The 23,760-nt window shown below is 73.6% G+C and carries 20 protein-coding genes and 1 pseudogene; 11 read left to right on the top strand and 10 right to left on the bottom strand.

Going from position 1 to position 23,760, the window contains the following annotated elements; all coding sequences use genetic code 11:
* Positions 1-245: hypothetical protein (locus AB4039_RS23080; protein ID WP_442271701.1), on the bottom strand; the 245-nt coding region annotated here is incomplete at its 3' end.
* 326 nt (positions 246-571) lie between these two features.
* Between AB4039_RS23080 and AB4039_RS23085 the strand changes: the two genes are divergently transcribed.
* Both AB4039_RS23085 and AB4039_RS23090 read left to right on the top strand, forming a co-directional pair.
* Positions 572-1,402 carry an SAM-dependent methyltransferase gene (locus AB4039_RS23085; RefSeq protein WP_442271702.1) on the top strand — a complete coding sequence of 277 codons (831 nt, stop codon included), beginning with the start codon at positions 572-574 and terminating at the stop codon, positions 1,400-1,402.
* Between the two features lie 131 nt (positions 1,403-1,533).
* The gene (locus AB4039_RS23090; RefSeq protein WP_266845877.1) at positions 1,534-3,690 is read left to right on the top strand and encodes an EAL domain-containing protein; all 2,157 of its coding nucleotides are present in this window, start codon (positions 1,534-1,536) and stop codon (positions 3,688-3,690) included.
* 407 nt (positions 3,691-4,097) lie between these two features.
* On the opposite strand, the gene AB4039_RS23095 is transcribed toward AB4039_RS23090, so the two are convergent.
* A complete protein-coding gene (locus AB4039_RS23095; protein ID WP_442271703.1) occupies positions 4,098-5,171 on the bottom strand; it encodes an FAD-dependent monooxygenase in 1,074 nt (357 codons plus the stop codon).
* Between the two features lie 105 nt (positions 5,172-5,276).
* On the opposite strand from AB4039_RS23095, the gene AB4039_RS23100 reads away from it, so the two are divergent.
* Positions 5,277-5,927 (top strand): TetR/AcrR family transcriptional regulator, encoded by a 651-nt coding sequence (locus AB4039_RS23100; RefSeq protein WP_442271704.1) that lies wholly within the window; start codon positions 5,277-5,279, stop codon positions 5,925-5,927.
* Positions 5,928-6,116: 189 nt separating this feature from the next.
* On the opposite strand, the gene AB4039_RS23105 is transcribed toward AB4039_RS23100, so the two are convergent.
* Positions 6,117-6,995 carry a LysR family transcriptional regulator gene (locus AB4039_RS23105; protein WP_266846930.1) on the bottom strand — a complete coding sequence of 293 codons (879 nt, stop codon included), beginning with the start codon at positions 6,993-6,995 and terminating at the stop codon, positions 6,117-6,119.
* A gap of 94 nt (positions 6,996-7,089) precedes the next feature.
* Between AB4039_RS23105 and AB4039_RS23110 the strand changes: the two genes are divergently transcribed.
* The 4 genes from AB4039_RS23110 to AB4039_RS23125 all read left to right on the top strand — a co-directional run bounded on the left by AB4039_RS23110 (position 7,090) and on the right by AB4039_RS23125 (position 11,449).
* Positions 7,090-7,794 carry a succinate dehydrogenase cytochrome b subunit gene (locus AB4039_RS23110; RefSeq protein WP_442271705.1) on the top strand — a complete coding sequence of 235 codons (705 nt, stop codon included), beginning with the start codon at positions 7,090-7,092 and terminating at the stop codon, positions 7,792-7,794.
* Positions 7,795-7,907: 113 nt separating this feature from the next.
* A complete protein-coding gene (locus tag AB4039_RS23115; RefSeq protein WP_442271720.1) occupies positions 7,908-9,821 on the top strand; it encodes a fumarate reductase/succinate dehydrogenase flavoprotein subunit in 1,914 nt (637 codons plus the stop codon).
* Complete coding sequence (locus AB4039_RS23120) at positions 9,818-10,558, top strand: succinate dehydrogenase/fumarate reductase iron-sulfur subunit (RefSeq protein ID WP_266846927.1); 741 nt, start codon at positions 9,818-9,820, stop codon at positions 10,556-10,558. Before AB4039_RS23115 ends, AB4039_RS23120 begins: the two co-directional genes overlap by 4 nt.
* Before the next feature lie 237 nt (positions 10,559-10,795).
* On the top strand, positions 10,796-11,449 hold the full coding sequence (locus AB4039_RS23125) for a hypothetical protein (protein WP_266846925.1): 654 nt from the start codon (positions 10,796-10,798) through the stop codon (positions 11,447-11,449).
* A gap of 10 nt (positions 11,450-11,459) precedes the next feature.
* Here the strand turns inward: AB4039_RS23125 and AB4039_RS23130 are convergent, their stop codons facing one another.
* Together AB4039_RS23130 and AB4039_RS23135 are read right to left on the bottom strand one after the other, a co-directional pair.
* Entirely contained in the window at positions 11,460-13,889 is a 2,430-nt protein-coding gene (locus tag AB4039_RS23130; RefSeq protein ID WP_266846924.1) for an excinuclease ABC subunit UvrA, read from the bottom strand.
* Between the two features lie 18 nt (positions 13,890-13,907).
* On the bottom strand, positions 13,908-14,900 hold the full coding sequence (locus AB4039_RS23135; protein ID WP_442271706.1) for an MsnO8 family LLM class oxidoreductase: 993 nt from the start codon (positions 14,898-14,900) through the stop codon (positions 13,908-13,910).
* 118 nt (positions 14,901-15,018) lie between these two features.
* Here AB4039_RS23135 and AB4039_RS23140 point away from each other — a divergent pair, with 118 nt between their 5' ends.
* Positions 15,019-15,513, top strand: a complete 495-nt coding sequence (locus AB4039_RS23140; RefSeq protein WP_266846921.1) for a phosphatase domain-containing protein — start codon at positions 15,019-15,021, stop codon at positions 15,511-15,513.
* Between the two features lie 259 nt (positions 15,514-15,772).
* On the opposite strand, the gene AB4039_RS23145 is transcribed toward AB4039_RS23140, so the two are convergent.
* The gene (locus tag AB4039_RS23145; protein WP_030241592.1) at positions 15,773-15,988 is read right to left on the bottom strand and encodes a dodecin; all 216 of its coding nucleotides are present in this window, start codon (positions 15,986-15,988) and stop codon (positions 15,773-15,775) included.
* A gap of 173 nt (positions 15,989-16,161) precedes the next feature.
* Between AB4039_RS23145 and AB4039_RS23150 the strand changes: the two genes are divergently transcribed.
* The 3 genes and pseudogenes from AB4039_RS23150 to AB4039_RS23160 all read left to right on the top strand — a co-directional run.
* Entirely contained in the window at positions 16,162-17,427 is a 1,266-nt protein-coding gene (locus tag AB4039_RS23150) for an extracellular solute-binding protein (RefSeq protein ID WP_442271721.1), read from the top strand.
* 156 nt (positions 17,428-17,583) lie between these two features.
* Positions 17,584-18,402, top strand: a complete 819-nt coding sequence (locus AB4039_RS23155) for a GNAT family N-acetyltransferase (protein WP_442271707.1) — start codon at positions 17,584-17,586, stop codon at positions 18,400-18,402.
* A gap of 146 nt (positions 18,403-18,548) precedes the next feature.
* Positions 18,549-18,929 (top strand): annotated as a pseudogene (locus tag AB4039_RS23160) (lysophospholipid acyltransferase family protein); the annotation flags it as partial.
* A gap of 407 nt (positions 18,930-19,336) precedes the next feature.
* On the opposite strand, the gene egtD reads toward AB4039_RS23160, so the two are convergent.
* Genes egtD through egtA form a run of 4 tightly spaced genes read right to left on the bottom strand, consistent with a single transcriptional unit; the run spans position 19,337 to position 23,713 of the window.
* Positions 19,337-20,308 carry an L-histidine N(alpha)-methyltransferase gene (egtD, locus tag AB4039_RS23165; protein WP_442271722.1) on the bottom strand — a complete coding sequence of 324 codons (972 nt, stop codon included), beginning with the start codon at positions 20,306-20,308 and terminating at the stop codon, positions 19,337-19,339.
* Between the two features lie 11 nt (positions 20,309-20,319).
* Entirely contained in the window at positions 20,320-21,078 is a 759-nt protein-coding gene (gene egtC / locus AB4039_RS23170) for an ergothioneine biosynthesis protein EgtC (protein WP_266846916.1), read from the bottom strand.
* Entirely contained in the window at positions 21,078-22,400 is a 1,323-nt protein-coding gene (gene egtB / locus AB4039_RS23175; protein ID WP_266846915.1) for an ergothioneine biosynthesis protein EgtB, read from the bottom strand. Before egtB ends, egtC begins: the two co-directional genes overlap by 1 nt.
* The gene (egtA, locus tag AB4039_RS23180) at positions 22,397-23,713 is read right to left on the bottom strand and encodes an ergothioneine biosynthesis glutamate--cysteine ligase EgtA (protein WP_266846914.1); all 1,317 of its coding nucleotides are present in this window, start codon (positions 23,711-23,713) and stop codon (positions 22,397-22,399) included. Before egtA ends, egtB begins: the two co-directional genes overlap by 4 nt.
* Between the last annotated feature and the right edge of the window lie 47 nt (positions 23,714-23,760).

Here is a 23,760-nt window from a genome sequence, read left to right on the forward strand (position 1 = left end):
GGCGGCGGCGGGCAGTGGTGGCCGCCGCCGTGCCCGCCGCCGTGTCCGTCGTGGTGATGTCCGCCACCCCGGCCGTCGCCGTCCGCGCCGCCGCCGGCGGCCGCGAACGCCTCCAGGACGGTCCGGCCGTCCCCGGCGTCGATCGTCGCGTAGGCGCAGCTATCGGCCACGGCCGGTGAGGCGGACAGTGCCGCCCACAGCAGGACCGGAACCGCCAGCAGGCGCCTGGCACAGGCTCTGTTCACCCGGGGAGCATGCGGCCGCGCGCGCCCGCGCGCGCGGGGCACGGAACCGGTTCGCCTGAACGGGCGGAGTTGGCACCGTAGAGGTTTGAGCCAGCTCCGGAGCGCCTCGGATCGCCCTCCGATCAAATCTCAAAAGGTATTTGTCGGTTTCTTCACCACGGGTGTCCGGACCTGCACGTGCCTTTGGTGTGTGACCAAGAACGGACCGCCAATTTCCGCTTTTACTCGCTCCGTTGGCAAATGATCAGTACATTCGGCTCGGACAGGAGTCCGACCCCCGTCCCACCCCCCGGACGGACCGGCACGACGACGGCTTGGAGACCCCGATGGAACGCCCCGCCTGGGCCCCGCCAGGCATCGACATATCGGTGCCGAGCGTGTCCCGCATCTACGATTACTACCTGGGCGGCTCCCACAATTTCGAGGTCGACCGCCAGGCGGCCCGCCGGGCCATGGAATTCATGCCGGGGCTCCCCAAGATCATGCAGGCCAACCGGGCATTCATGCGCCGCGCCGTCCGCCACGCGGTCGCCGAGGGCATCACACAGTTCCTCGACATCGGCTCCGGCATCCCGACCTTCGGCAACGTCCACGAGGTCGCCCACGCCGCGAGCCCCGAGGCCCACGTGGTCTACGTCGACCACGACCCGGTGGCCGTGGCGCACAGCCAGGCCGTCCTGGCCGGTGACGAGCGCTCCGGCGTCGTCGCCGCCGACCTGCGCAAGCCGCAGGACATCCTGTCCGCCCCCGAAACCGCCCGGCTGCTGGACCTCGACCGGCCCGTCGCGCTGCTGCTGGTCGCCGTCCTGCACTTCCTGGAGGACGCCGACGAGCCCTACGCCGCCGTCGCGCAGCTGCGCGAAGCGCTGGCCCCCGGCAGCCTGCTGATCCTCACCCACGCCTCCTACGAGGGCATTCCGGTCACCGAGGAGGTCGCGTCCGGCACGGTCGGCGTCTACCGCGGCATCCGCAACCCGCTGGTCATGCGGAACCACGACGCCATCAGCGGCTTCTTCGACGGCTTCGAACTGCTGGAGCCGGGCCTCGTGTCGATGCCCGACTGGCGTCCGGACCGCACCGGTCCGCTTGCGGAGGGCGAGGCTCCGGAGGACCCGTACGCCTTCTCGGGCTACGGCGGCGTGGGACGCAAGGCGTGAGACTCCCCGCTCCGACCCCGCCACCCGCCATCCCGAGTCCGTCCCGCGAGGCGGACGCCGGCCGGGCGACGCCCCCGCAGGACCCGCCGGCACCCCTGGAAACGCCCGGCCCGCACTCGGGCCGGGCGCCGCTGCGCGAGCTGCGCAGCGGCCTGGAGGACCGGATCGCGCGTTTCGCGACGATCTGGGGACGGGCCATCTTCCCCGTCACGGCCACCTCGCTGACCCGGCCCGAGTTCGAACGGCACCTCGTCCCCCTGACCCGGACCCTCACCGAGGCCCTCCACGCCCGGCCCTTCGACGCCGGTGTCGCCCAGCGCGTCGGCGCCGAACTGGTCGCCGTGCACTGCACCGACCCCGAGGCGCTGGCCGGCACCCTGGGCGTGGTCGAGTCCTACCTGGTCCTCTACTGCGGGCCGGACGGCTCCGGGACCGAGGGGACCGAGGAGTACCGTTCCCGCTGCGCGCGGCTCCAGCACGCCATCGCCGCCGGTTTCGCCCGGGCCCTGCGCGAGCGGACGCTGCGGGAGCAGGAGGCCATCGCACGCTCCGCCCTGACGGCCCGCATCGACGCACAGCAGGCCCTGCACGCGAGCGAGGCACGCTTCCGGGCGGTCTTCGAGGGCGCGGCCGTCGGGATCGGCATCGCCGACCTGCAGGGCAACGTGCTGGAGGTCAACGACACCCTGCTCCAGATGTTCGGCGGCCTCGAAGGCCACGTCCGGGGCCGCAACGTCAGCGAATGGGGACATCCCGACGACACCCCGCACGTCTGGCGGATGTACGGGGAGCTGGTGCGCGGGGAGCGCGAGCACTACCGGGTGGAGAAGCCCTACTACCGGCACGACGGGACCGTCCTGTGGACCAACCTGACGGTGTCGCTGCTGCGCGACGCCGACGGCGTCCCCCAGTACCAGCTGGCCCTGATGGAGGACACCACCGAACGCCGCCTGCTCAACCTGCGCCTGCGCTACGAGGCCACCCACGACGCGCTCACCGGGCTGCCCAACCGCACGCTGTTCTTCGAGCGGCTGGAGAAGGCCCTCGGCGGAGCGCCCACCACCCGCTTCGGCCTGTGCTACCTCGATCTCGACGGGTTCAAGGCGGTCAACGACAGCCTCGGCCACTCGGCGGGCGACCGGCTGCTGGTTGAGGTGGCCGACCGGCTCCAGAGCTGTGCGACCGGACCGGGCGAGGTGGTCGCGCGCCTGGGCGGCGACGAGTTCGTCGCCCTGACCACCGGGCCCGCCGCCGACAGCGAGGAGAAGGTGACGGACCTGGCGGTGCGGATCCTCTCCGCGCTGTCCACCCCCATCCGGCTGGAGGGCCGGGAGCTCACGGTGCGCGGCAGCATCGGCATCGTGGAGGGCCGGGCGGGCGAACGCACCGCGGCGGAGGTGCTGCGCAGCGCCGACATCACCATGTACCGGGCCAAGGCGGCCGGGGGCAACCGCTTCGAGTTCGCCGACGCGGAGGCCGACGCCCGCGCCATCACCCGGCACGGACTGACCAACGCCCTGCCGGCCGCGCTGGAACGCGGCGAGTTCTTCATCGAGTACCAGCCGCTGGTGCACATGCACGACGGCAGCGTGCACGGCGCCGAAGCGCTGGTGCGCTGGTCGCACCCGCAGTACGGGGTCCTCGGCCCGGACCGCTTCATCCCGCTCGCGGAGCGGACCGGACTGATCGTGCCGCTCGGCCGCTGGGTCCTGGAGGAATCGGTCCGCCAGGCCCGCAACTGGCAGCGCCAGCACGGCGGGGCGACCCTGCGCGTCAACGTCAACCTCTCGCCGACCCAGCTCCACCACCCGGGCCTGGTCGCCGACACCGTGCGCGTGCTGGAGAGCTCCGGCCTGGCCCCGGGCTCCCTGTGCCTGGAGGTCACCGAATCGGCGCTGATCGGAGCCGACGACGAACTCCTGGAGCCACTGCGCCGGCTCGCCGCCCTCGGCGTGGACATCGCCCTCGACGATTTCGGCACCGGCTACTCGAACCTGGCCAACCTCCGCCGCCTCCCGGTCAGCGTCCTGAAGCTGGACCGCTCCTTCACCCAGGGAATGCAGCAGCAGCCGGCCAACCCCGTCGACGTCAAGATCGTGGAGGGCATCGTCGCCCTGGCCCACAGCCTCGAACTCGCGGTGACGGTCGAGGGAGTGGAGACCGGCGTCCAGGCGGCCCAGCTCCGCGCCCTCGGCTGCGACACCGCCCAGGGCTGGTACTACGCCCGCCCCGGAGCCCCGGACCGCATCCACGCCCTCTCCCTCTCGGACGCCGTGCCCACCCCCTGACCCGCCGGGTCGGCCCGCACCCTGACCAGCCGGGCCGGCCCACCCCCTGACCGGTCGGCAGGCCCACCCCCCTGACCGGTCGGCTGGCCCACCCCCCTGACCGGTCGGCAGGCCCGCACCCTGACCCGCCGGGCCGGCCCGCGCCCGGCCGTGGCAGGCCGGCTCGTGTCGGCCTCCGCCCGGCCGGCCCGGGTCGGCCGAGCCAGGCCGGGGTCCGGTCCGGGCCGCCGGGCTATGGCCCGAGCCGGGTGGGGTGGGGTGGAGTGGGGGATCGGGCAGGGCCGGGCCGGGTCATGGTCCGAGCCGGGTCGGGCCAGGCCGGCGAGCGGGCACGGCCACATCAGGCGGGTCCCGGTCCGAGCCGGGCAGGCCGGGACCTTTCCAGGGCGGTCGGGGGTCCTCCCGGGTTACCGGTTCATGCCGACCTCCGTACCCCGGCCCGGCTCGCGGACCGCGGCCAGAACCCGCCGGTGCCGCGCAGTGGTGTCGGCCAGGAGATCCGCCGCGGCCGGCAGCCGCTCGGCCTCGTAGGCGTCGAGCGCGCCTTCCCCGCCCTGCCCGGCCAGGGCTCCGGCCAGCGTCCGGCCCAGGGCGGCCGCGTCCTGGATGCCGGTGTTCATGCCCAGCCCGCCGGCTATGGGGTGGACGTGCGCGGCGTCCCCGGCGAGGAAGGCCCGGCCCACCCGCATCCGGGTGGCCATGCGGACGTTGACCCGCCAGGCGGAGAGCCACGTGGCATCCGCGAGCCGGATCCCCGGCATCCGGGCATGCCGGTCGAAGAGCCGCTGGAAGCCCTCCAGCGACGCCGGCAGCAGTCCGCCCCGCTCGTGCTTCTCGGGCGCGGCCTGCAACTGGAAGGTGTCCGTCCCCGGCATCGGGCAGAGCAGTATCCCGTCACCTTCCGAGGTGAACCACTGGTGCCAGAAGTCCCGGCTGAGCCCGGGGGCACGGACGTCCCCGATGACCATCGCGGGCTCCTCCTCCCCCCTGCCTTCGAAGGGAATGCCGAGGAGTTTGCGGGTGGTGCTGCGCCCGCCGTCGCACCCGGCGAGATAGCCGGCTCCGATCGTGGCGCCGTCCGCCAGCTCCGCGCGGACGCCCGCCGCGTCCTGGGTGATCCCGGCGAGCCGGGACCCGTACTCGACCCGCACGCCCAGGTCGGCGAGGCGGTCGCGCAGTGCCTCTTCGATCTGCCACTGCCCTATCAGCAGGCCGCTGCCGGGCATGGGGGTGTCGTTGACATGTGCTCCGTCGAAGTATTTGCGCAGGACCACCTCGCTGCTTCCGATGGTCGTCAGGGGCTCGGCGGCGCCCAGCCCTCGGAGAACGTCCATGCTGCTCGGCCAGAGCCCCTTGCCGCGGGACTCGCGGTGTGGTGCGCCGCGTCCTTCGATGACGCGGACGGCGGCTCCCCTCAGGGCGAGTTCACAGGCCAGGGTCAGCCCCGTGGGGCCGGAGCCCACGACCAGTACGTCTGTCATCGGATGTCCTCTCGCTGTCGATGACACAAGGGAAGCGCCTCGGGGGCGAAAAAGCAACCCGGTCACGAAATTAACCCGGTCATGATTCTGTGGTACGGTGGACGCATGGACAACACGACGGGTCTGCGCGAGAGCAAAAAGCTGCGTACGCGTCGCCTGCTGGCGGCCACGGCGCTGGAACTCTTCCTGGAACGGGGCTTCGACGCCGTGTCCGTGGCCGATGTCGCCGCCGCGGCCGAGGTGTCCAAACCCACCCTGTTCCGGTACTTCCCGACCAAGGAGGACCTGGTGCTCGACCGGTTCGCCGACCATCAGGACGAGGTGGCCCGCATCGTGCGCGACCGGGACGCGGGCCTCACACCGGTGGGGGCCGTGCACGCGCACTTCCTGACGGCCCTCGATGAGCGCGACCCGATCACCGGCCTCTGTGATCACCCGAACGTGCTGGCCTTCCAGGGGCTGCTCTACTCCACCACGAGCCTTGAGGCCCGGATCGCCCACTACACGGCCCGTGAGGTCGAGCTGCTCGCCGCCGCCCTGGAGGCGGAGTCGGTGCCGCCGCTCGCCGCCCGGCTCGCCGCCACGCACCTGGTGGCGGTCCGCCACGAGCTGGGCCGGGAGAACTGGCGCCGCCTCGCGGCGGGCGCCACCGTCGACGAAGTCCATCCGGCTGCCGTGGCCGAGGCGGACCAGGCCTTCGGCATGCTGGCCGACGGCTTCGACCGGACGCTGCTCCCGCCCAGACGTCCGAACTGACGGTGTTCGGCGGCCCCGTGGAGCGCTCGGACGGGACGGCCGGCAGGAGAGGGGTGCCTCACCCGGCCTCCCCGAGGAGATCGTGCCGCTCGCGGCGCGAGGGGAGTGGCGCACGGGCGTGGTGACGGCGCCACCGCGCGGAAGGATCCGCGGCCGGGGAAGGCGCGGGACGCGCCCGGCGCCGGCCGCTCAGCCGACGAGCATGCGCTTCAGTTCGCGCGCCGCGCGCGGGGGTGCCACGTCGGTACGGTGGGCCAGCGCGATCGTGCGGCGCAGCGGCGAGCCCGCGAGCCGGGTGGCGCGCAGGCCCGGACCGGCGGTGTCGACGACCATGGCCGGAACCACCGCGATGCCCAGACCCGCCCGCACGAAGCCCAGTACGGCGTCCATCTCGCCGCCCTCCACCGTGAACACCGGCTCGAAGCCCGCCGCCCGGCAGGCCGCCACCGTCAGGTCCCGCAGGTCGTAGCCGTGGCGGAACATCACCATCGGCTCGTCGCGCAGGTCCGCGATGGCCGGTTCCCGCCCGCCCGCCGGCGGCGGGAGGTCGGCCGACGAGACCACCACCAGGTCCTCCGTCAGCAGCTCCACCGTCGTCAGCGCGGGCGCCGAGGGCGGCAGCGGCAGCGCGATCAGGGCCAGGTCCAGGACCCCCCGCGCCAGTTCCCGTACGAGGTCCAGCGAACCGCTCTCCTCGATCAGCAGCTCGATCCCCGGGTGCGCCGTGTGGAAGGCCCGCAGCACCGCCGGCAGCAGGCCCGTGCAGACGCTCGGCGTCGCGCCGAGCCGCACCCGGCCGCGCCGCAGCTGCGCCAGCTCCTGCACCTCCAGCCGCGCCGTGTCCGCGTCGGCCAGGATCCGCCGCGCCAGCGGCAGCAGCGCCTCGCCCGCGTCGGTGAGCGCGATGTTCCCCCGGGCGCGGCTGAACAGTTCGGCGCCCAGCTCCCGTTCGAGCGCCTTGATCTGCTGCGACAGCGACGGCTGCGCCACGTGCTCACGCTCGGCGGCGCGGGTGAAGTGCCGGGTCTCGGCGACGGCCACGAAATAGACGAGCTGCTGGAACTGCATACGACCAGGCTAGCGCCCACGATAGGTGCTGCCTATCGCGATCAGCTCCACCATGTCTTGGACCTTTCGGGACCTTGGTCCTTACGGTCGTGGCATGGCTCTGGCAACGCGGACGGATCGACGGCCGTCCACCACGCGCACCATCTGGGACTCCACCGTCGGCAAGAAGTCCGTGATGGCCGTATCCGGCCTGATCATGCTCGGCTACCTCGTCGTGCACATGCTCGGCAACCTCAAGATCTTCTTCGGGGCGGACGAGTTCAACGGCTACGCCCACTGGCTGCGCACCCTCGGCTCCCCGTTCCTGCACCACGAGTGGGCCCTGTGGATCGTGCGCGTGGTCCTGGTCGCCGCCGTCGTCGCCCACGCCGTGTGCGCCTACCAGCTCAGCCGGCGTGAMATCAAGGCACGCCCGGTGAAGTACGCACACAAGCGCCGACGCGCGAGCTACGCCACCCGCACGATGCGCTGGGGCGGGATCATCCTCGCCCTGTTCATCGTCTGGCACCTCCTCGACCTCACCACCCTCACCGTCAACGAGCGCGCCTGGGCCGGCCACCCCTACGAGAACGTCCTCGCCACCTTCTCGACCTGGTACGGCAACACCATCTACATCGTGGCGATGGCGGCCCTCGGCCTCCACGTCCGCCACGGCTTCTGGAGCGCGGCCCAGACCCTCGGCGCGGGCAGTGCCCGGCGCGAGCGGACGCTGAAGTTCCTGGCCAACGCCCTGGCCCTCGTCCTCTTCGCGGGCTTCGTGTCCGTCCCCGTCGCCGTCATGACCGGAATGGTGAGCTGACCGTGAACACCGACCCCACCGACCCCACCGACTCCACCGATCACTCCGGTCACGCCGACCACTTCGATCACGCGGCCCACAGCGCCTACGCCGACTACACGACCGGCGACCCGATCGCCGACACCAAGGCCCCCGAGGGCCCGATCGCAGAGCGCTGGGACCGCCGCCGCTTCGAGGCCAAGCTCGTCAACCCCGCCAACCGCCGCAAGCACCGCGTCATCGTCGTCGGCACCGGCCTGGCGGGCGCCGCGGCCGGCGCCACCCTCGCGGAGCAGGGCTACCACGTCGTCCAGTTCTGCTTCTCGGACTCCCCGCGCCGCGCGCACTCGATCGCCGCGCAGGGCGGCATCAACGCCGCGAAGAACTACCGCAACGACGGCGACTCCRTCCACCGCCTCTTCTACGACACCGTCAAGGGCGGGGACTTCCGCGCCCGCGAGTCCAACGTCCACCGCCTCGCCCAGATCTCCGTCGAGATCATCGACCAGTGCGTGGCCCAGGGCGTCCCCTTCGCCCGCGAGTACGGCGGCCTCCTCGACACCCGCTCCTTCGGCGGCGTCCAGGTCTCCCGCACCTTCTACGCCCGCGGCCAGACCGGTCAGCAACTGCTGCTCGGCGCCTACCAGGCGCTGTCGCGGCAGATCGCCGCCGGGAACGTCGAGATGCACGCCCGCACCGAGATGCTCGACCTGATCACCGTCGACGGAGTCGCCCGCGGCATCGTCGTCCGCGACCTGGTCACCGGAAGGATCTCCACCCACTACGCCGACGCCGTGGTGCTGGCCAGCGGCGGGTACGGCAACGTCTTCTACCTCTCCACCAACGCCATGAACTCCAACGCGACCGCCGTCTGGCGGGCGCACCGGCGCGGGGCGTACTTCGCCAACCCGTGCTTCACCCAGATCCACCCCACCTGCATCCCGCGCACCGGCGACCACCAGTCCAAGCTCACCCTGATGAGCGAGTCCCTGCGCAACGACGGTCGCATCTGGGTCCCCAGGGCCAAGGGCGACACCCGCCCCGCCGCCGAGATCCCCGAAGCGGAGCGCGACTACTACCTGGAGCGGATCTACCCCTCCTTCGGCAACCTCGTGCCCCGCGACATCGCCTCCCGCGCCGCGAAGAACGTCTGCGACGAGGGCCGCGGCGTCGGCCCCGGTGGGCAGGGCGTCTACCTCGACTTCGCCGACGCCATCCGCCGCATGGGCCGCGACAAGGTCGCCGAGAAGTACGGCAACCTCTTCGACATGTACGAGCGGATCACCGCCGAGAACCCGTACGAGGTCCCGATGCGGATCTACCCCGCCGTGCACTACACGATGGGCGGACTGTGGGTCGACTACGACCTCCAGACCACCGTGCCCGGCCTGTTCGCGATCGGCGAGGCCAACTTCTCCGACCACGGGGCCAACCGCCTCGGCGCCTCCGCCCTCATGCAGGGCCTCGGCGACGGCTACTTCGTGCTCCCCTCGACCATCAACGACTACCTCGCCCGCCACCCGCACCACGAGGAGGTCGACGACAGCCACCCCGAGGCCGCGGCCGCCGTCCGCGAGACCCGCGACTGCCTCGCGAAGCTGCTCGCCGTCGACGGGGACCGCACGCCCGACTCCTTCCACCGCGAGATCGGCGAACTCATGTGGGAGTACTGCGGGATGGCCCGCACCGAGGAGGGCCTGCGCAAGGCGCTGAACCGCATTCCGGAGATCCGCGAGGAGTTCTGGCGACGCATCAAGGTCCCCGGCAGCGGCGAGGAGTTCAACCAGTCGCTGGAGAAGGCCAACCGCATCGTCGACTACCTCGAACTCGCCGAGCTGATGTGCCTCGACGCCCTCCACCGCGCCGAGTCCTGCGGCGGCCACTTCCGCGAGGAGTCCCAGACCCCGGACGGCGAGGCGGCCCGCCGCGACGAGGAGTTCGGCTACGCCGCCGCCTGGGAGTACCGCGGCACCGCGGCCGCACCCGTCCTGCACAAGGAAGACCTCGTCTTCGAGTACGTCCACCCCACCCAGCGGAGCTACGCATGAAGCTCACCCTGCGCGTCTGGCGCCAGCGGAACACCGACGCCCCCGGCGCCATGGCCTCCTACGAGGTCGACGGCATCTCGAAGGACATGTCCTTCCTGGAGATGCTCGACACCCTCAACGAGGACCTCATCCTGCGCGGCGAGGACCCGGTCGCCTTCGACCACGACTGCCGCGAGGGCATCTGCGGCGCGTGCAGCCTCGTCATCAACGGCGACGCCCACGGGCCCGAGCGCACCACCACCTGCCAGCTGCACATGCGCTCCTTCGCCGACGGGGACACCATCGACGTCGAACCATGGCGGGCCTCGGCCTTCCCCGTGGTCAAGGACCTCGTCGTCGACCGCAGCGCCTTCGACCGGATCATCCAGGCCGGCGGCTACATCACGGCGCCGACCGGATCCGCCCCCGAGGCGCACGCCACCGCCGTGCCCAAGCCCGACGCCGACTCCGCCTTCGAGCACGCCGAGTGCATCGGCTGCGGTGCCTGCGTGGCAGCCTGCCCCAACGGCTCCGCGATGCTGTTCACCTCCGCCAAGATCAACCACCTCAACGTGCTCCCGCAGGGTTCCCCCGAGCGCGAGACGCGGGTGCTGGACATGGTGGCCCGGATGGACGACGAGGGCTTCGGAGGCTGCACCCTGACCGGCGAATGCGCCACGGCCTGCCCCAAGGGCATCCCGCTGCCGTCGATCGCCGCGATGAACAAGGAATGGCTCCGCGCGGTCCGCAAGGGCTGAGGCCCGGCGGCCGGCACCGGTGGGCCCCCGCGGCCCGCACCACCGGTGGGCCCCGCGGTCCGGGCCGGCCCGGCCGGAGCGCCGTTCCGCCACCGGTGGGCCCATCGTCCGATCGGGCGGTGGGCCGTTCGGGCGGTGGGCCGATCGGCTGATCCGATCGGCCGACCGGGCGCTCGTACGGGCCCCGCGCCGCGCCGCGCCCCGGCCGAGCCCGGGGCGTGCGCTTCAGTGGACCCCATGCCACAAGCCCCCGCCGGGTCCGGACCGCGCCGACGCAGCGTGCTGGCCGCCGCGGCACTCGCCCCCCTGGCGGCCGCCGGATGCGCCACCGAGGACGCCTCCCGCAGTCCGGCGGCCGGCCCCCAGCCGCCCCCCAAGGACGCCCTCGTCATGGTGATGCGGCACGCGGAGAAGCCCTACGCCGGGGACACCGGCGAGGACGACGACGGCGTCGAGCACCCCGGCCACCTCGCCGTCCGGGGCGTGCGCCGCGCCGAAGAGCTGCACCTGCTGTTCGCGCCGACCGCCGGCGCCCGGCTGCCCCGGCCCGCCGTGCTCTTCGCGACCGGCGGGCCCGCGAACGCCCCCGCCCGGTGCAGACAGACCCTGGAGCCCCTGGCCGCCGCCCTGCGGATGCCCGTACGAGGTGAATTCGCCCTCGGCGCCGAATCGGACCTGGCCCGCGAGGTGCTGGCCGCCCGGATGCCCGTCCTCGTCTGCTGGGAGCACACCGGCATCCCCCGGCTGCTCCACGCCCTCGGAGCGGACCGGGCCCGCGGCCTCCCCACGGCCTGGCCCGACCGCTACGACCTCGTCTGGGTCCTCACCCGCACCCGGGGCCAGTGGGCCTTCCGCGAACTCCCGCAGCACCTGCTGCCGGGAGACGCGTAGGACACCCGGCCTACGCCTGCCCCAGCGCGCGGGCCAGGTAGCCGGCCGTACGGCCCTCGCCGCGGGCGGCGACCTCCGCGGGCGGGCCGCAGGCCGTGACCCGGCCGCCCTCCGCGCCGCCGCCCGGACCCAGGTCGACGACCCAGTCCGCGCCCGCCACCACCTCCATGTCGTGCTCCACGACCACCACCGAGTGCCCCGCGTCCACCAGCCCGTGCAACTGCCCCAGCAGCACCCGCACATCGGCCGGGTGCAGACCCGTCGTCGGCTCGTCCAGCAGGTACAGGGTGTGGTCGCGGCGCAGCCGCTGCAGCTCCGTCGCCAGCTTGATCCGCTGCGCCTCGCCGCCCGAGAGCTCCGTCGCCGGCTGCCCCAGCCGCAGGTAGCCCAGACCGATGTCCGCCAGCGCCCGCAGGCTGCGCGCCGCCGCGGGGACGTCCGCGAAGAAGACGGCCGCCGCCTCCACGGTCAGCCCCAGGACCTGCGCGATGTCCAGCCCGGCGTACCGGACCTCCAGCGTCTCGGCGTTGTACCGGGCGCCCGCGCAGACCGGACAGGGGGCGTACGTACTGGGCAGGAAGAGGAGCTCGACGGATACGAAGCCCTCGCCCTGGCAGGTCTCGCAGCGTCCGCCCGGCACGTTGAAGGAGAACCGGCCCGCCTTCCAGCCGCGCGCCTTCGACTCCGGCAGCGCGGTGAACAGCCTGCGCACCACGTCGAACAGCCCCGTGTACGTGGCCAGGTTCGATCGGGGCGTCCGTCCGATCGGCTTCTGGTCCACCTCCACCAGCCGCCGCACCGGGAAGTCCGCCTCCGCCAGCCGCCCGTCGACCTCCCGCGCGAGCACCTGACCCACCAGCGTGGACTTGCCCGAACCCGACACCCCGGTCACCGCCGTGAACACCCCGAGCGGGAACTCCACCGTCAGATCGCGCAGGTTGTGCCGGTCGGCGCCGGTGACCCGGACCGTCCCGGTGGCCGTACGGACCGGCCGGGCGTCCGCCGCCCCCTCCGGCCGCGGGAAGAGGTGGCGGGCCGTCGCCGACTCCGCCACCCCCGCGAGCCCTTCCGGCGGTCCGCTGTACAGCACCCGGCCCCCGTGCTCCCCGGCCAGCGGTCCGACGTCCACCAGCCAGTCCGCGTGCCGCACCACGTCCAGGTGGTGCTCCACCACGAAGACGGTGTTCCCGGCCGACTTGAGCCGGTCCAGTACGCCGAGCAGCGCCTCGGTGTCGGCCGGGTGCAGTCCCGCCGACGGCTCGTCGAGGACGTACACCACCCCGAACAGCCCCGACCGCAGCTGCGTGGCCAGCCGCAGCCGCTGGAGCTCGCCCGCGGACAGGGCCGGCGCGGTCCGGTCCAGGCTCAGGTAGCCGAGCCCGAGTTCCACGACGGGCGCGATCCGCCCGCGCAGGTCCTCGGCCAGCACCCGGGCCGCCTCGTCCTCGGTCCCGGCCGACGCCAGTACGCCGTCCAGCTCGCTGAGCGCGAGCCCCGCGAGCTCCGCGATCGTGCGGCCCGCGAAGGTCACCGCCAGGGCCTCCGGCCGCAGCCTGCGCCCCTCGCACACCGGGCACGGCGCGTCGGTGAGGAACTTCTCGGCCCGAGCCCGCAGGGTCGCGCTCTTGGTGTCCGAGAAGGTCCGCATCACGTAGCGGTGGGCGCTCATGTAGGTTCCCTGGTAGGGCCGTTGGATCCGGTCGGCGTCCCGCACCGGGTGCACGGTGACCACCGGCTGCTCCTCGGTGAACAGGATCCACTCGCGCTCCGCCGTCGGCAGCTCCCGCCACGGCCGGTCCACGTCGTGGCCGAGCACCTCCAGGATGTCGCGCAGGTTCTTGCCCTGCCAGGCGCCCGGCCAGGCGGCGACGGCTCCTTGACGGATCGACAGCGCCGGGTCCGGTACGAGGAGTTCCTCGCTGGTGCGGTGGATCCGCCCGAGCCCGTGGCAGGAAGGGCAGGCACCGGCGGCGGTGTTGGGGGAGAAGGCGTCCGAGTCCAGGCGCGGCGCGCCCGGGGGGTACGTACCGGCCCGGGAGTACAGCATCCGCAGGGAGTTGGACAGGAGGGTCACCGTGCCCACCGAGGAGCGCGAGCCCGGGGAGGAGCGGCGCTGCTCCAGGGAGACGGCGGGCGGCAGCCCCGTCACCGCGTCCACCTTCGGAGCGCCGATCTGGTGGATGAGGCGCCGGGCGTAGGGAGCCACGGACTCGAAGTACCGGCGCTGCGCCTCGGCGTAGAGGGTGCCGAAGGCGAGGGAGCTCTTCCCGGAGCCGGAGACCCCGGTGAAGACGGTCAGGGTGTCGCGGGGGATGTCGACGTCGACCCCGCGCAGGTTGTGCTCCCGGGCACCCCGCACCCGTACGCAGGGGTCGACGGTCTCGCGGCCGGGACCGGGACCGGGGACGGCGGGACCGGGGGCATCGGGGGAGTGGCGCATTCGCCCCAGTTTAGGGCCCTACGACAGCCCGGCGATCCGGGCCAGCCGGGCGAAGCCGTCCAGCAGGGCCGTCCGGTCGTACGTGGAGGTGGTGACGAGCAGCTCGTCCGCCCCGGTGCTCTCCGCGATCCGGGCGAGTTCCGCCGCGACCTGCTCCTCGGTGCCGGCGACGTGCCCGGCGAGGGCGCCCTCGTACAGCTCCCGTTCCTTGGGGGTCATCTCCATCGCCTCGATCGCGGCGGCCGGGCGCAGGGGCGGGAAGGCGCCGCGGGTGCGGGAGTGGGYCAGCGACCAGGCCTCCGGGACCAGGATCCGCCGGGCCTCCTCCTCGGTGGCGGCGACCGCGACGGTCCCCGACACCACCACGTAGGGCGTGGAGCGCCGGGCGGAGGGACGGAACTCCGCGCGGTAGCGCTCGACCGCCTCCGTGACGCGGGCGCGGGCCCGCAGGTCGCCCACCACCAGCGGCAGCCCGGCGCGGGCCGCGATCCCCGCGCCCTCGCCGGTGGCCAGGACGTACGCCGGTATGCGCAGCCCCTCGGCGGGGCGGGCGTGCACCTCGGGGTGGGCCCGCTGGGTGCCGTCGATCCAGCCGAGCAGCTCGGTCAGCTGTTCCTCGAAGCGGTCGGCGTCCCCGGTGTCCCGGCCCAGGGCCCGGCGGATGCCGCCCGTGAAGCCGACCGAACGGCCGAGGCCCATGTCGATCCGGGCGGGGAACAGCGCCTCCAGGACCCCGAACTGTTCGGCGACCACCAGGGGCTGGTGGTTGGGCAGCATGACCCCGCCGGTGCCGACCCGGATCCGCCGGGTCGCGGCGGCCACGGCGGCGGCCAGGACGGTGGGGGCGGAGCCCGCGACCCCGGGCACGCTGTGGTGCTCGGACACCCAGAAGCGGTGGTAGCCGAGTTCCTCCGCCGCGCGGGCCAGTTCCACGGTGTCGCGCAGCGCCTCGGGGGCGGGGTGCCCTTCGCGGGTGCGGGACCGGTCCAGGATCGAAATTCTTGTGATCACACAGGTCTCAACGCGTGGCGCCGGTGGTGATTCCCGGCACGGGACGGCCGGAGCCCCCTCCGGGACCGGTCCCGCCCGCTCGGTTCCCGCTGTCGGTGGCGGCGCCTACGCTGCCGTCATGACCGAGACCGCATCCCGCCGCCCGCTGGCCGTGTTCGACATCGACAACACCCTGGCCGACACCGGCCACCGCCAGCACTTCCTGGAAGGCCGGCCGCGTGACTGGGAGGGCTTCTTCGGCGCGGCCCCGGCCGATCCGCCGCTGGCGCGCGGCATCGCGCTCGCGGTGGAGAGCGCGGCCGACTGCGAGGTCGTGTACCTGACCGGCCGGCCGGAGCGGTGCCGGGCGGACACCGAGGACTGGCTGGTCCGGCACGGCCTGCCCGGGGGCAGGATATGGATGCGCGGCAACCAGGACCGGCGGCCGGCCCGGCAGACCAAGCTGGAGGTGCTCCAGCGGCTCGCCCGGGGCCGTGAGGTGCGCATGCTCGTCGACGACGACGAACTCGTCTGCCAGGCCGCCCGCGCAGCCGGCTTCCGGGTGGTCCTCGCGGACTGGGCGGCGGAGGCGCCGGAGCTCAAGGACGCCCAGGAGGGCGAGGGCCGCACCTGAGCGCCGGCGGCCGCCGCACGCCGCGGTGGCCGCCTCCGCCCCACTCGCCTGCGCCCACCCGCCTGTGCCCTGCCCGCGTGGACTCGTGCGCCCGTGCCCTGCCCGCGTGGACTCGCGCGCCTGTGCCCTGCCCGCGTGGACCCGAGCGCCTGTGCCCTGCCCGCGTGGACCCGCCCGGCAGGACGGCCCGCGTCGCCGACGCCCGCCGCGGCCTCGCCGTGCTCGCAACCGTCGCCCTCGATCCAGGCTCCAGCGCCCGTCAGTCCTCGCCGTCGAGGCGGAAGCCCACCTTCAGGCCTACCTGGTAGTGCGCGATCTGCCCGTTCTCGATGTGCCCGCGCATCTGTGTGACCTCGAACCAGTCCAGGTTCCGGAGGGTCTGGCCCGCACGGGCCAGACCGTTCCGGATGGCCTGATCGATGCCCTCGTGGGAGGTGCCGACGATCTCGGTCACCCGGTAGGTGTGGTTGGACACGGTGCTCTCCCGCCAGTCGTCGCTGTTGCCTTGTTCCACGGTGCCCCAGTAAGGCCGGGTCCGCGAACTTTGCGTGAACAGTCCCGGGTGAAAGGGGGTTGACCCACCCATTGGTCTATGCCAATTTCAAGCCATCTGAGATCCATCCCCAGAAGGTGACCCCCGTGACCCTCGTGAAGATGCGCTCCCTCGCCGTGTGTACGGCGCTCGCGGCGGCTGCCGCACTGACCGGCTGCGGCGGCCAGTCGGCCGGCTCGGGCGGCGGCTCCGAGAAGGTGACCCTCTGGCTGATGAAGGGCAGCGCCTCCGACGACTTCATCGCGAAGTTCACCGCCGACTTCGAGAGGCAACACCCCGGCATCGACCTCGACGTGAAGATCCAGGAGTGGAAGGGCATCGGCGGCAAGGTCAACGCCGTCCTCGCGGGCAAGGGCGGGGAGAGCGCCGACGTCATCGAGGTCGGCAACACCCAGGTCGCCCAGTACGTGGAGACCGGCGGCCTCTCCGAGCTCACCCTGGAGGGCCTGCGCGAATGGGGCAGTAAGGACTGGCTCAAGGGCCTCTCCGACCCCGGAAGCATCAACGGGGCCCAGTACGGAGTCCCGTGGTACGCCGCCAACCGGGTGGTCATCTACAACAAGGACCTGTTCGCGGGCGCCGGGATCAAGACCCCGCCCAAGAGCCGCCAGGAATGGATCGCCGACACCCAGAAGCTCGACAAGGGCGACCAGCAGGGCATCTACCTGCCCGGCCAGAACTGGTACGTCCTCGCCGGGTTCATCTGGGACGAGGGCGGCGACCTCGCCGTGGAGACCAGCGGCCAGTGGGTCGGCACCCTCGACGACGAGAAGGCCCTCGCCGGAATGGACTTCTACAAGCAGCTCCAGGGCCTCGGCGACGGACCCAAGGGCGCCGACGAGGAGACGCCCCCGCAGTCCGAGGTCTTCGCCCGCGGCCAGGTCGCCCAGATCATCGCCCCGCCCGGCCAGGCCGCCCAGATCGAGGCCGCCAACCCCGCCCTCAAGGGCAAGCTCGGCTTCTTCCCCATACCCGGCAAGACGCCCGAGAAGCCCGGGGCCGTCTTCACCGGCGGCTCCGACCTGATCATCCCGGAGAAGACGCGGCAGCGCGCCCACGCCGTCGACCTGATCACCGCGCTGGTCAGCGAGAAGTGGCAGACCGAACTCGCCCGCACGATGAGCTACGTCCCCAACAAGACCACCCTCGCGCACGTCGTCGCCGGAAACGACGGCGCCGCCGCCATGGCCCCCGGCGCCGCCCAGGGCCGGGCCACCCCCAAGTCCGCGCGCTGGGCGGAGGTGGAGGCCAAGAACCCCATCAAGGCGTACATGACGGCCGTCCTGAGCGGCCAGGACGCCGCGGCGGCGGCGAAGACGGCCTCCGACACCGTCAGCAGGGTCCTCAGCTCCGACCGCTGACACCCGTACGCCGGAGCCCCGGTCCGCTGAGTTCAGCGTCCGCACATCCAAGTGCCGCTGAGCGGTCATGTCGAATCCAGCCGGTCACGGAAGAAGTAAAGGAGCCGGGCCCGCCCACCTGCGGCCCGGCTCCACGTGCCCGGATCAGGAGCAGCCATGACCATCGCACCCCTGTCCCCGTCCCCCCTCGCACCGTCCCCCCTCGCGCCGCCCGCACCGTCCCCCCTCGCACCGCCCGCCCCGGCCACCCCCCGGTACGCGGTCCGCCTCGCCCGTGACGAGGACGAGGTGCGCGCCGCCCAGCGCCTGCGCCACCAGGTCTTCGCCGGTGAGCTCGGCGCCCGCCTCGACGGCCCCGAGCCGGGCCTGGACACCGACTCCTTCGACGCCTTCTGCGACCACCTCCTCGTCCTCGACGAGGAGAGCGGGCAGGTCGTCGGCACCTACCGGCTGCTCCCGCCCGAACGCGCCGCCGTCGCCGGCCGCCTCTACTCGGAGGGTGAGTTCGACCTCTCCGCCCTCGCCCCGATCCGCCCCGACCTCGTCGAGGTCGGCCGCTCCTGCGTCCACCCCGACCACCGCAACGGCGCCGTCATCGCGCTGATCTGGGCCGGGCTCGCCCGCTACATGGAGCGCTCCGGCCACAACTGGCTGGCCGGCTGCTGCTCGATCCCGCTGGCCGACGGCGGGGTGCTGGCCGCCGCCACCCGGGAGACCGTCCTGGCCCGCAACCTCGCCCCGCAGGAGTACCGGGTCGCCCCCCACCTCCCCTGGAGCCCCCAGGGCGTCACCGTCCCCGGACGCATGGAGCTCCCGCCGCTGCTGCGCGGCTACCTGCGCCTGGGCGCCTGGGTCTGCGGCGAGCCCGCCCTCGACGCCGGATTCGGCTGCGCAGACCTGTACGTACTGCTCTCCCTGCGCCGGACCAACCCGCGCTACCTGAACCACTTCCTCTCGCTCGCCCCGGGCGCATGAGCGTCTGGCTGCCCACGGCGCCCTGTACCCCGCAGGCCTGCGCGGACCACCCGGGACGGGCGGCGGGGATCCCGAGGGCGGTGCTGCGGCTCGCCACCGCCCTCGCCCTGTTCCTGCTCGCCGTCCCGTCCGCGGCACCGGTGCGGATGCTCCCCGTCCGCCCCCGCCGCGCCCTGATCAGGGCCTGGTCGGCCGCGCTCCTGCGGGCCCTGGGGATACGGATCACCGTGCACGGCGCCCCCGGCGGGGAAGGGGGCCGCCTGATCGTCGCCAACCACATCTCCTGGCTGGACATCCCGCTGGTCACGGCCGTCCTGCCGTCCCGGATGCTGGCCAAGAGCGAGATCGGGGCCTGGCCGGTGCTCGGCGCCCTCGCCGCCCGGGCGGGGACCCTGTTCATCGAACGCGACCGGATCCGGGCCCTGCCCGAGACCGTCGCGACCGTCACCCGGGCCCTGCTGGCCGGGGACCGGGTCACCGTCTTCCCCGAGGGCTCCACCTGGTGCGGGCGCGCCCAGGGGCCCTTCCGGCGGGCCGCCTTCCAGGCGGCGCTCGACGCGCGGGTTCCCGTACAGCCGGTGCGGCTGCGCTACCGGCTGGCGGACGGGGAGGTCGCCGGGGCGCCCGCCTTCGTCGGGGACGACCCGCTGACCGCCTCCCTGTGGCGGATCGCCCGCGCCCGCGGGGTCCGCGCCGAGGTGTGGCTGCTCGCGCGCATCCCGCCGGACCGTCACCCGGACCGGCGGGAACTCGCCGCGGCGGCCCGGCTGGCCGTACTCGACGGAGCCGAGCCGGACCGCGGCCGCGAGCGGGAAAACGACCGCGAAAGCGAGCGGGCGCGGGAGCCGGGCCGCGAGCGGGAGCCGTGGTCGCACGGCGGGCGGGACCTGCTGGCGGGCGTACCCGCACAGCAGCGCCCCTCACCCGTGCCGCATCAGCCGGCCGAGCCGGCGACCACCCCGTCCGCCACGGACAGGGACAGCGCGAAACGTCCCGCCGAGTCCGTCCACCACTGGGTCAACTCCAGTCCGGCCTCAGCCAATTCCTTTCGCACCCCCTCCTGACGGAACTTCGCGGAGATCTCCGTCAGGATCTCCTCACCCGCCTCGAACGGCACCACCAGGTCCAGCGCCCGGACCTTCACCGTCACCGCCTCCCGGGCCCTCAGCCGCATCTCGATCCACTCGTGCTCCCGGTTCCACACCGCCACGTGGGCGAAGTCGGCGGTGTGGAAATCCGCCCCCAGCTCCCGGTCGATCACCGCGAGCACGTTCTTGTTGAACTCCGCCGTCACCCCCCGGGCGTCGTCGTACGCCGCCACCAGCACGGCCTCGTCCTTCACCAGGTCCGTGCCCATCAGCAGGGCGTCGCCGGGCGAGAGCATGGCCCGTACGGACGCCAGGAACACCGCCCGCTCGGGCGGCAGCAGGTTGCCGATGGTGCCGCCCAGGAACACCACCAGCCGGGGCCCGGCCGACTCCGGCAGCCGCAGCGGCCGGGTGAAGTCCGCCAGCAGCGCGTGCACCCTCAGCCGCGGATGCTCCGCCAGCAGCGACTCGGCCGCGCCGGTCAGCGCGCTCTCGCTCACGTCCACCGGGACGTACGTCTCCAGCGCGGGCATCGCCTCGATCAGGTGCCGGGTCTTCTCCGAGGAACCCGAACCCAGCTCCACCAGGGTGCGCGCCCCGGACACGGAAGCGATCTCCTGGGCCCGCTCCAGCAGGATCTCCCGCTCGGCACGCGTCGGGTAGTACTCGGGAAGCCGGGTGATCTCCTCGAAGAGCTCGCTGCCCCGGGCGTCGTAGAACCACTTGGGCGGCAGCTCCTTGGGGAAGCGGGTCAGTCCGCTCAGCACGTCGGTGCGCAGCGCGGCCTCGGCGGCGTGCTCGTCGAGGGTCCGGGTCATCTGGAAGTCGTTCACGGGCTGGTCTCCTTGAGGGGGGTCAGGGTGACCCGGGCGGGGGTGGCGCTCAGCAGGGTCCGGTCGGGCACTTCGTACCAGCGGGGATCGTCGTCGTAGGGCTCGGAGGCCACGACCACCCGCCCCGCAGGCGGATCGGAGAGGTACCAGAGGGAGTCCCCCCAGGCCGTCGCGGCGATGGCCGCGCCGTCGGTCATGAGCAGGTTCAGCCGGGAGCCCGGCGCGGCGCCGGCCAGCTCGCGGACCGCCTCCGCCAGGGCCGTGCCCAGGTCGTCGCCCTGCCGCAGCCGGTGCAGCACCAGCGCCCACACCAGCGCCGAATCGGTGCGCGCGGCCAGCTGCAGCAGCTCCTGCGGCGATAGCGCGGAGGCGGCCTCGGCGACCGAGTCCGGCCAGTCCCGCAGGCTCCCGTTGTGGCTGAACAGCCAGGGCCCCGAGGCGAAGGGGGCGGCGGCCGCCTCCCCGTCCGACCCGGCGACGGTGGCGTCCCGCACGGCGGCGAGGAAGGCCCCGCTGCGCACCACCCGGGCGAGGTCGGGGAATCCCGGGTCGCCCCAGATCGGCTGGTCCCGCCGGTAGCGGGCCGGGACGGGATCGCCCTCGGCGTACCAGCCCACCCCGAAGCCGTCCGCGTTCACGGTGCCGAACCGCTGCCGGCGCGGCGCCCAGGACTGCCGGACCAGCGAGTGCTCAGGCTCGATGAGCAGCCGCCCCAGGGATATGGGCGGCCCCAGAAAGGCTATGTGACGGCACATCAGACATCCCTCGCCGTGCGGAAGCCGGAGAAGATCTGCCGCCGCACGGGCAGGTCCCAGTTGCGGAAGGTGCCCCGGCAGGCCACCGGGTCCACCGCGAAGGAGCCGCCGCGCAGCACCTTGTGCTCCGGCCCGAAGAACACTTCCGAGTACTCGCGGTACGGGAAGGCGCGGAACCCCGGGTACGGCAGGAAGTCCGACGCCGTCCACTCCCACACGTCGCCGATCAGCTGGCGCACCCCGAGCGGGGAAGCACCGGCCGGATGGGCGCCCGCGCGGGACGGGCGCAGGTGGCGCTGGCCCAGGTTGGCGTGCGCGGGGGTGGGGTCGGCGTCGCCCCAGGGGTAGCGGCGGGAGCGGCCGGTGGCCGGGTCGTACCGGGCGGCCTTCTCCCACTCCGCCTCGGTGGGCAGCCGTCGGCCCGCCCAGCGGGCGTACGCGTCCGCCTCGTACCAGCTGACGTGCAGCACCGGCTCGTCCTCGGGCACCGGCTCGGTCACCCCGAACCGGCGGCGCAGCCACTGCCCGCCCTCGTGGTGCCAGAACAGCGGGGCCTCGATGCCGTGCGTGCGGATCTGCTCCCAGCCGGCCTCGGCCCACCAGCGGCGCTCACCGTAGCCGCCGTCGGCCATGAAGGCCTGGAACGCGCCGCAGGTGACCGGCACCGTGTCGATCCAGAAGGGGTCGGTCTCCCGGGTGTGCGCGGGCCGTTCGTTGTCCAGCGACCAGGGCTCGGCGGAGGTGCCCATGGTGAACGGGCCGCCCGGTACCAGGACTTCGGCCGTGGCCGGGGGCGGCCCCGGCGGCGGCCCGGGGTCGGGCGCGGTCAGTACGGGCGCGCCCGCCCGGAGCTGATGAGTGATCAGCATCGTTTCGTCGTGCTGCTGTTCGTGCTGGGCCATCATCCCGAAGACGAAGCCCCCGTCGAGCAGGGGCGTGCCCTCCAGCGGGGTGTGCTCCAGCAGGTCGAAGACGCGTCCGCGGACCTCGGCCGTGTACGACCGGGCCGCCTCCGGGCCCAGCAGGGGCAGCTTCGGCCGCTCGGCGCGGGGGTGCTCGAAGGCGTCGTACAGCGGGTCGATCTCGGGGTGCATCGATGCGCGGCCGGCCACGTTGCGCAGCAGCCAGAGCTCCTCCTGGTTCCCGATGTGCGCCAGGTCCCAGACCAGCGGGGACATCAGGGGGGAGTGCTGCGCGGTCAGGTCCCGGTCGTCGACGGCGTCGGTCAGGGCGGCCGTCCGGGCGCGGGCCGCGGTCAGGGCGGCGACGGCCCGCTCCCGCAGCTGCCCGGTACCGGTCTCGGGGTGGGTCTCGGTGGTCACGGGCGCTGTCCCTTCCCGGCGGTGTGCAGGAGTTCGTGTTCCCCGGCGTCGTCGGCCGGGCAGCGGCCGCGCCGTACGTACCGTTCGGTGAAGGCGCCGACGGTGTCCCGGACCTGCGTGCTCGCCCCGAGCCGCGGCAGTGCCTCGCCCGCCGCCTCGAAACAGGCCGTGGCGGCCGTGCGCAGGTCCCGGTCGGCCAGTCCCGCACGGGCGGCGGTGTGCCACAGGGCGTTGCGCGGGGCGCGCGCGCAGCCGTAGGCGTCGGCCAGGGCCTTCACGGCCCGGTAGGCGGTCTCGGCGGCTTCCGGGTCGTCGAAGAGCGCGTGGGTGACGGCCGCGGGCACCAGCCAGCCGTCCTCGCCCGGCTGCGAGTCGATCATCCGCAGCTCCAGGTGGCCGCGGGGCCGGACCGGCGGGAAGAGGGTGGTGAGGTGGTACTCCAGGTCCTCGGCGGTGGGCCGGCGCAGGCCGTGGCGGCTGCCGCCGGTGCGCAGCCAGTCGCGGAACGTGAGCCCGCGCGGCACCGCCCAGGACCCGTCCCCGCAGGCCCGTACGCACATCACCTCGGTGTCGAGCGCGTGCCGCGTCCAGGCGGCGCGGGGCTCGGTGTCCAGCGGTGGGGCGAGGGAGCGGCGCGTGTCGATGTCGCTCCAGATGCCCTGCCGCGCACACTTCCAGCCCCGGTACGGGCCTTCGTGCGCGGGGGAGTTGGCGAAGGCGGCCACCAGTACGGCGCCCAGCAGGTGCGCGAGCCGCCAGCGCCGGCCGTGCCCGAGCGGGCCGGGCTCCTCGTGGCCCGCGTCCACGCAGACCTGGACGGAGGTGGAGGAGCGCATCATGGCGCGGCCGGCGGGGCCGGTCCGGTCGAAGTAGACCTCCATGGCCTCGTAGCGCGGGCTGGCCAGCAGGCGGCGCTGCGGTCCGCGCGGATCGAGGCCGAGGCCCCGCAGCGCCAGGCCGCGGTCGCCGAGGGCGGCGCGGACGGCGGCCAGATCGGCCTGGAGGCCGTCCACGCAGTCGGTGAGGGAGGCGGCCGGGGCGGAGCTGAGCTCCAGCTGGCCTCCCGGCTCGACGGTGAGGCGGGAACGCAGGGACAGGGCGCGGGCCGCCTCGTGGCCCGCGGTCAGGCGCTCGGGGGGCAGCGGCAGCCACGGCCGCTCGGCGTCGAGCACCAGCCATTCCAGTTCGGCGCCGACCAGCCGGGGCGGGCCGGTCTTGAAACAGATGCCGTGGACCAGGTCCTCGGCGGCCGCCTCGGTGAGCGGCGGATGGGCAGAGTCCTGCGCTGGGGGAGCGGGTGAGTCCTCGGTCATGACCGGAACCTCGCCTCCTGTCATCGGCAGTGATGTCACCCCTGCCT

The organism is Streptomyces sp. M-16 (genome assembly GCF_052114405.1).
Lineage (GTDB): Bacteria > Actinomycetota > Actinomycetes > Streptomycetales > Streptomycetaceae > Streptomyces.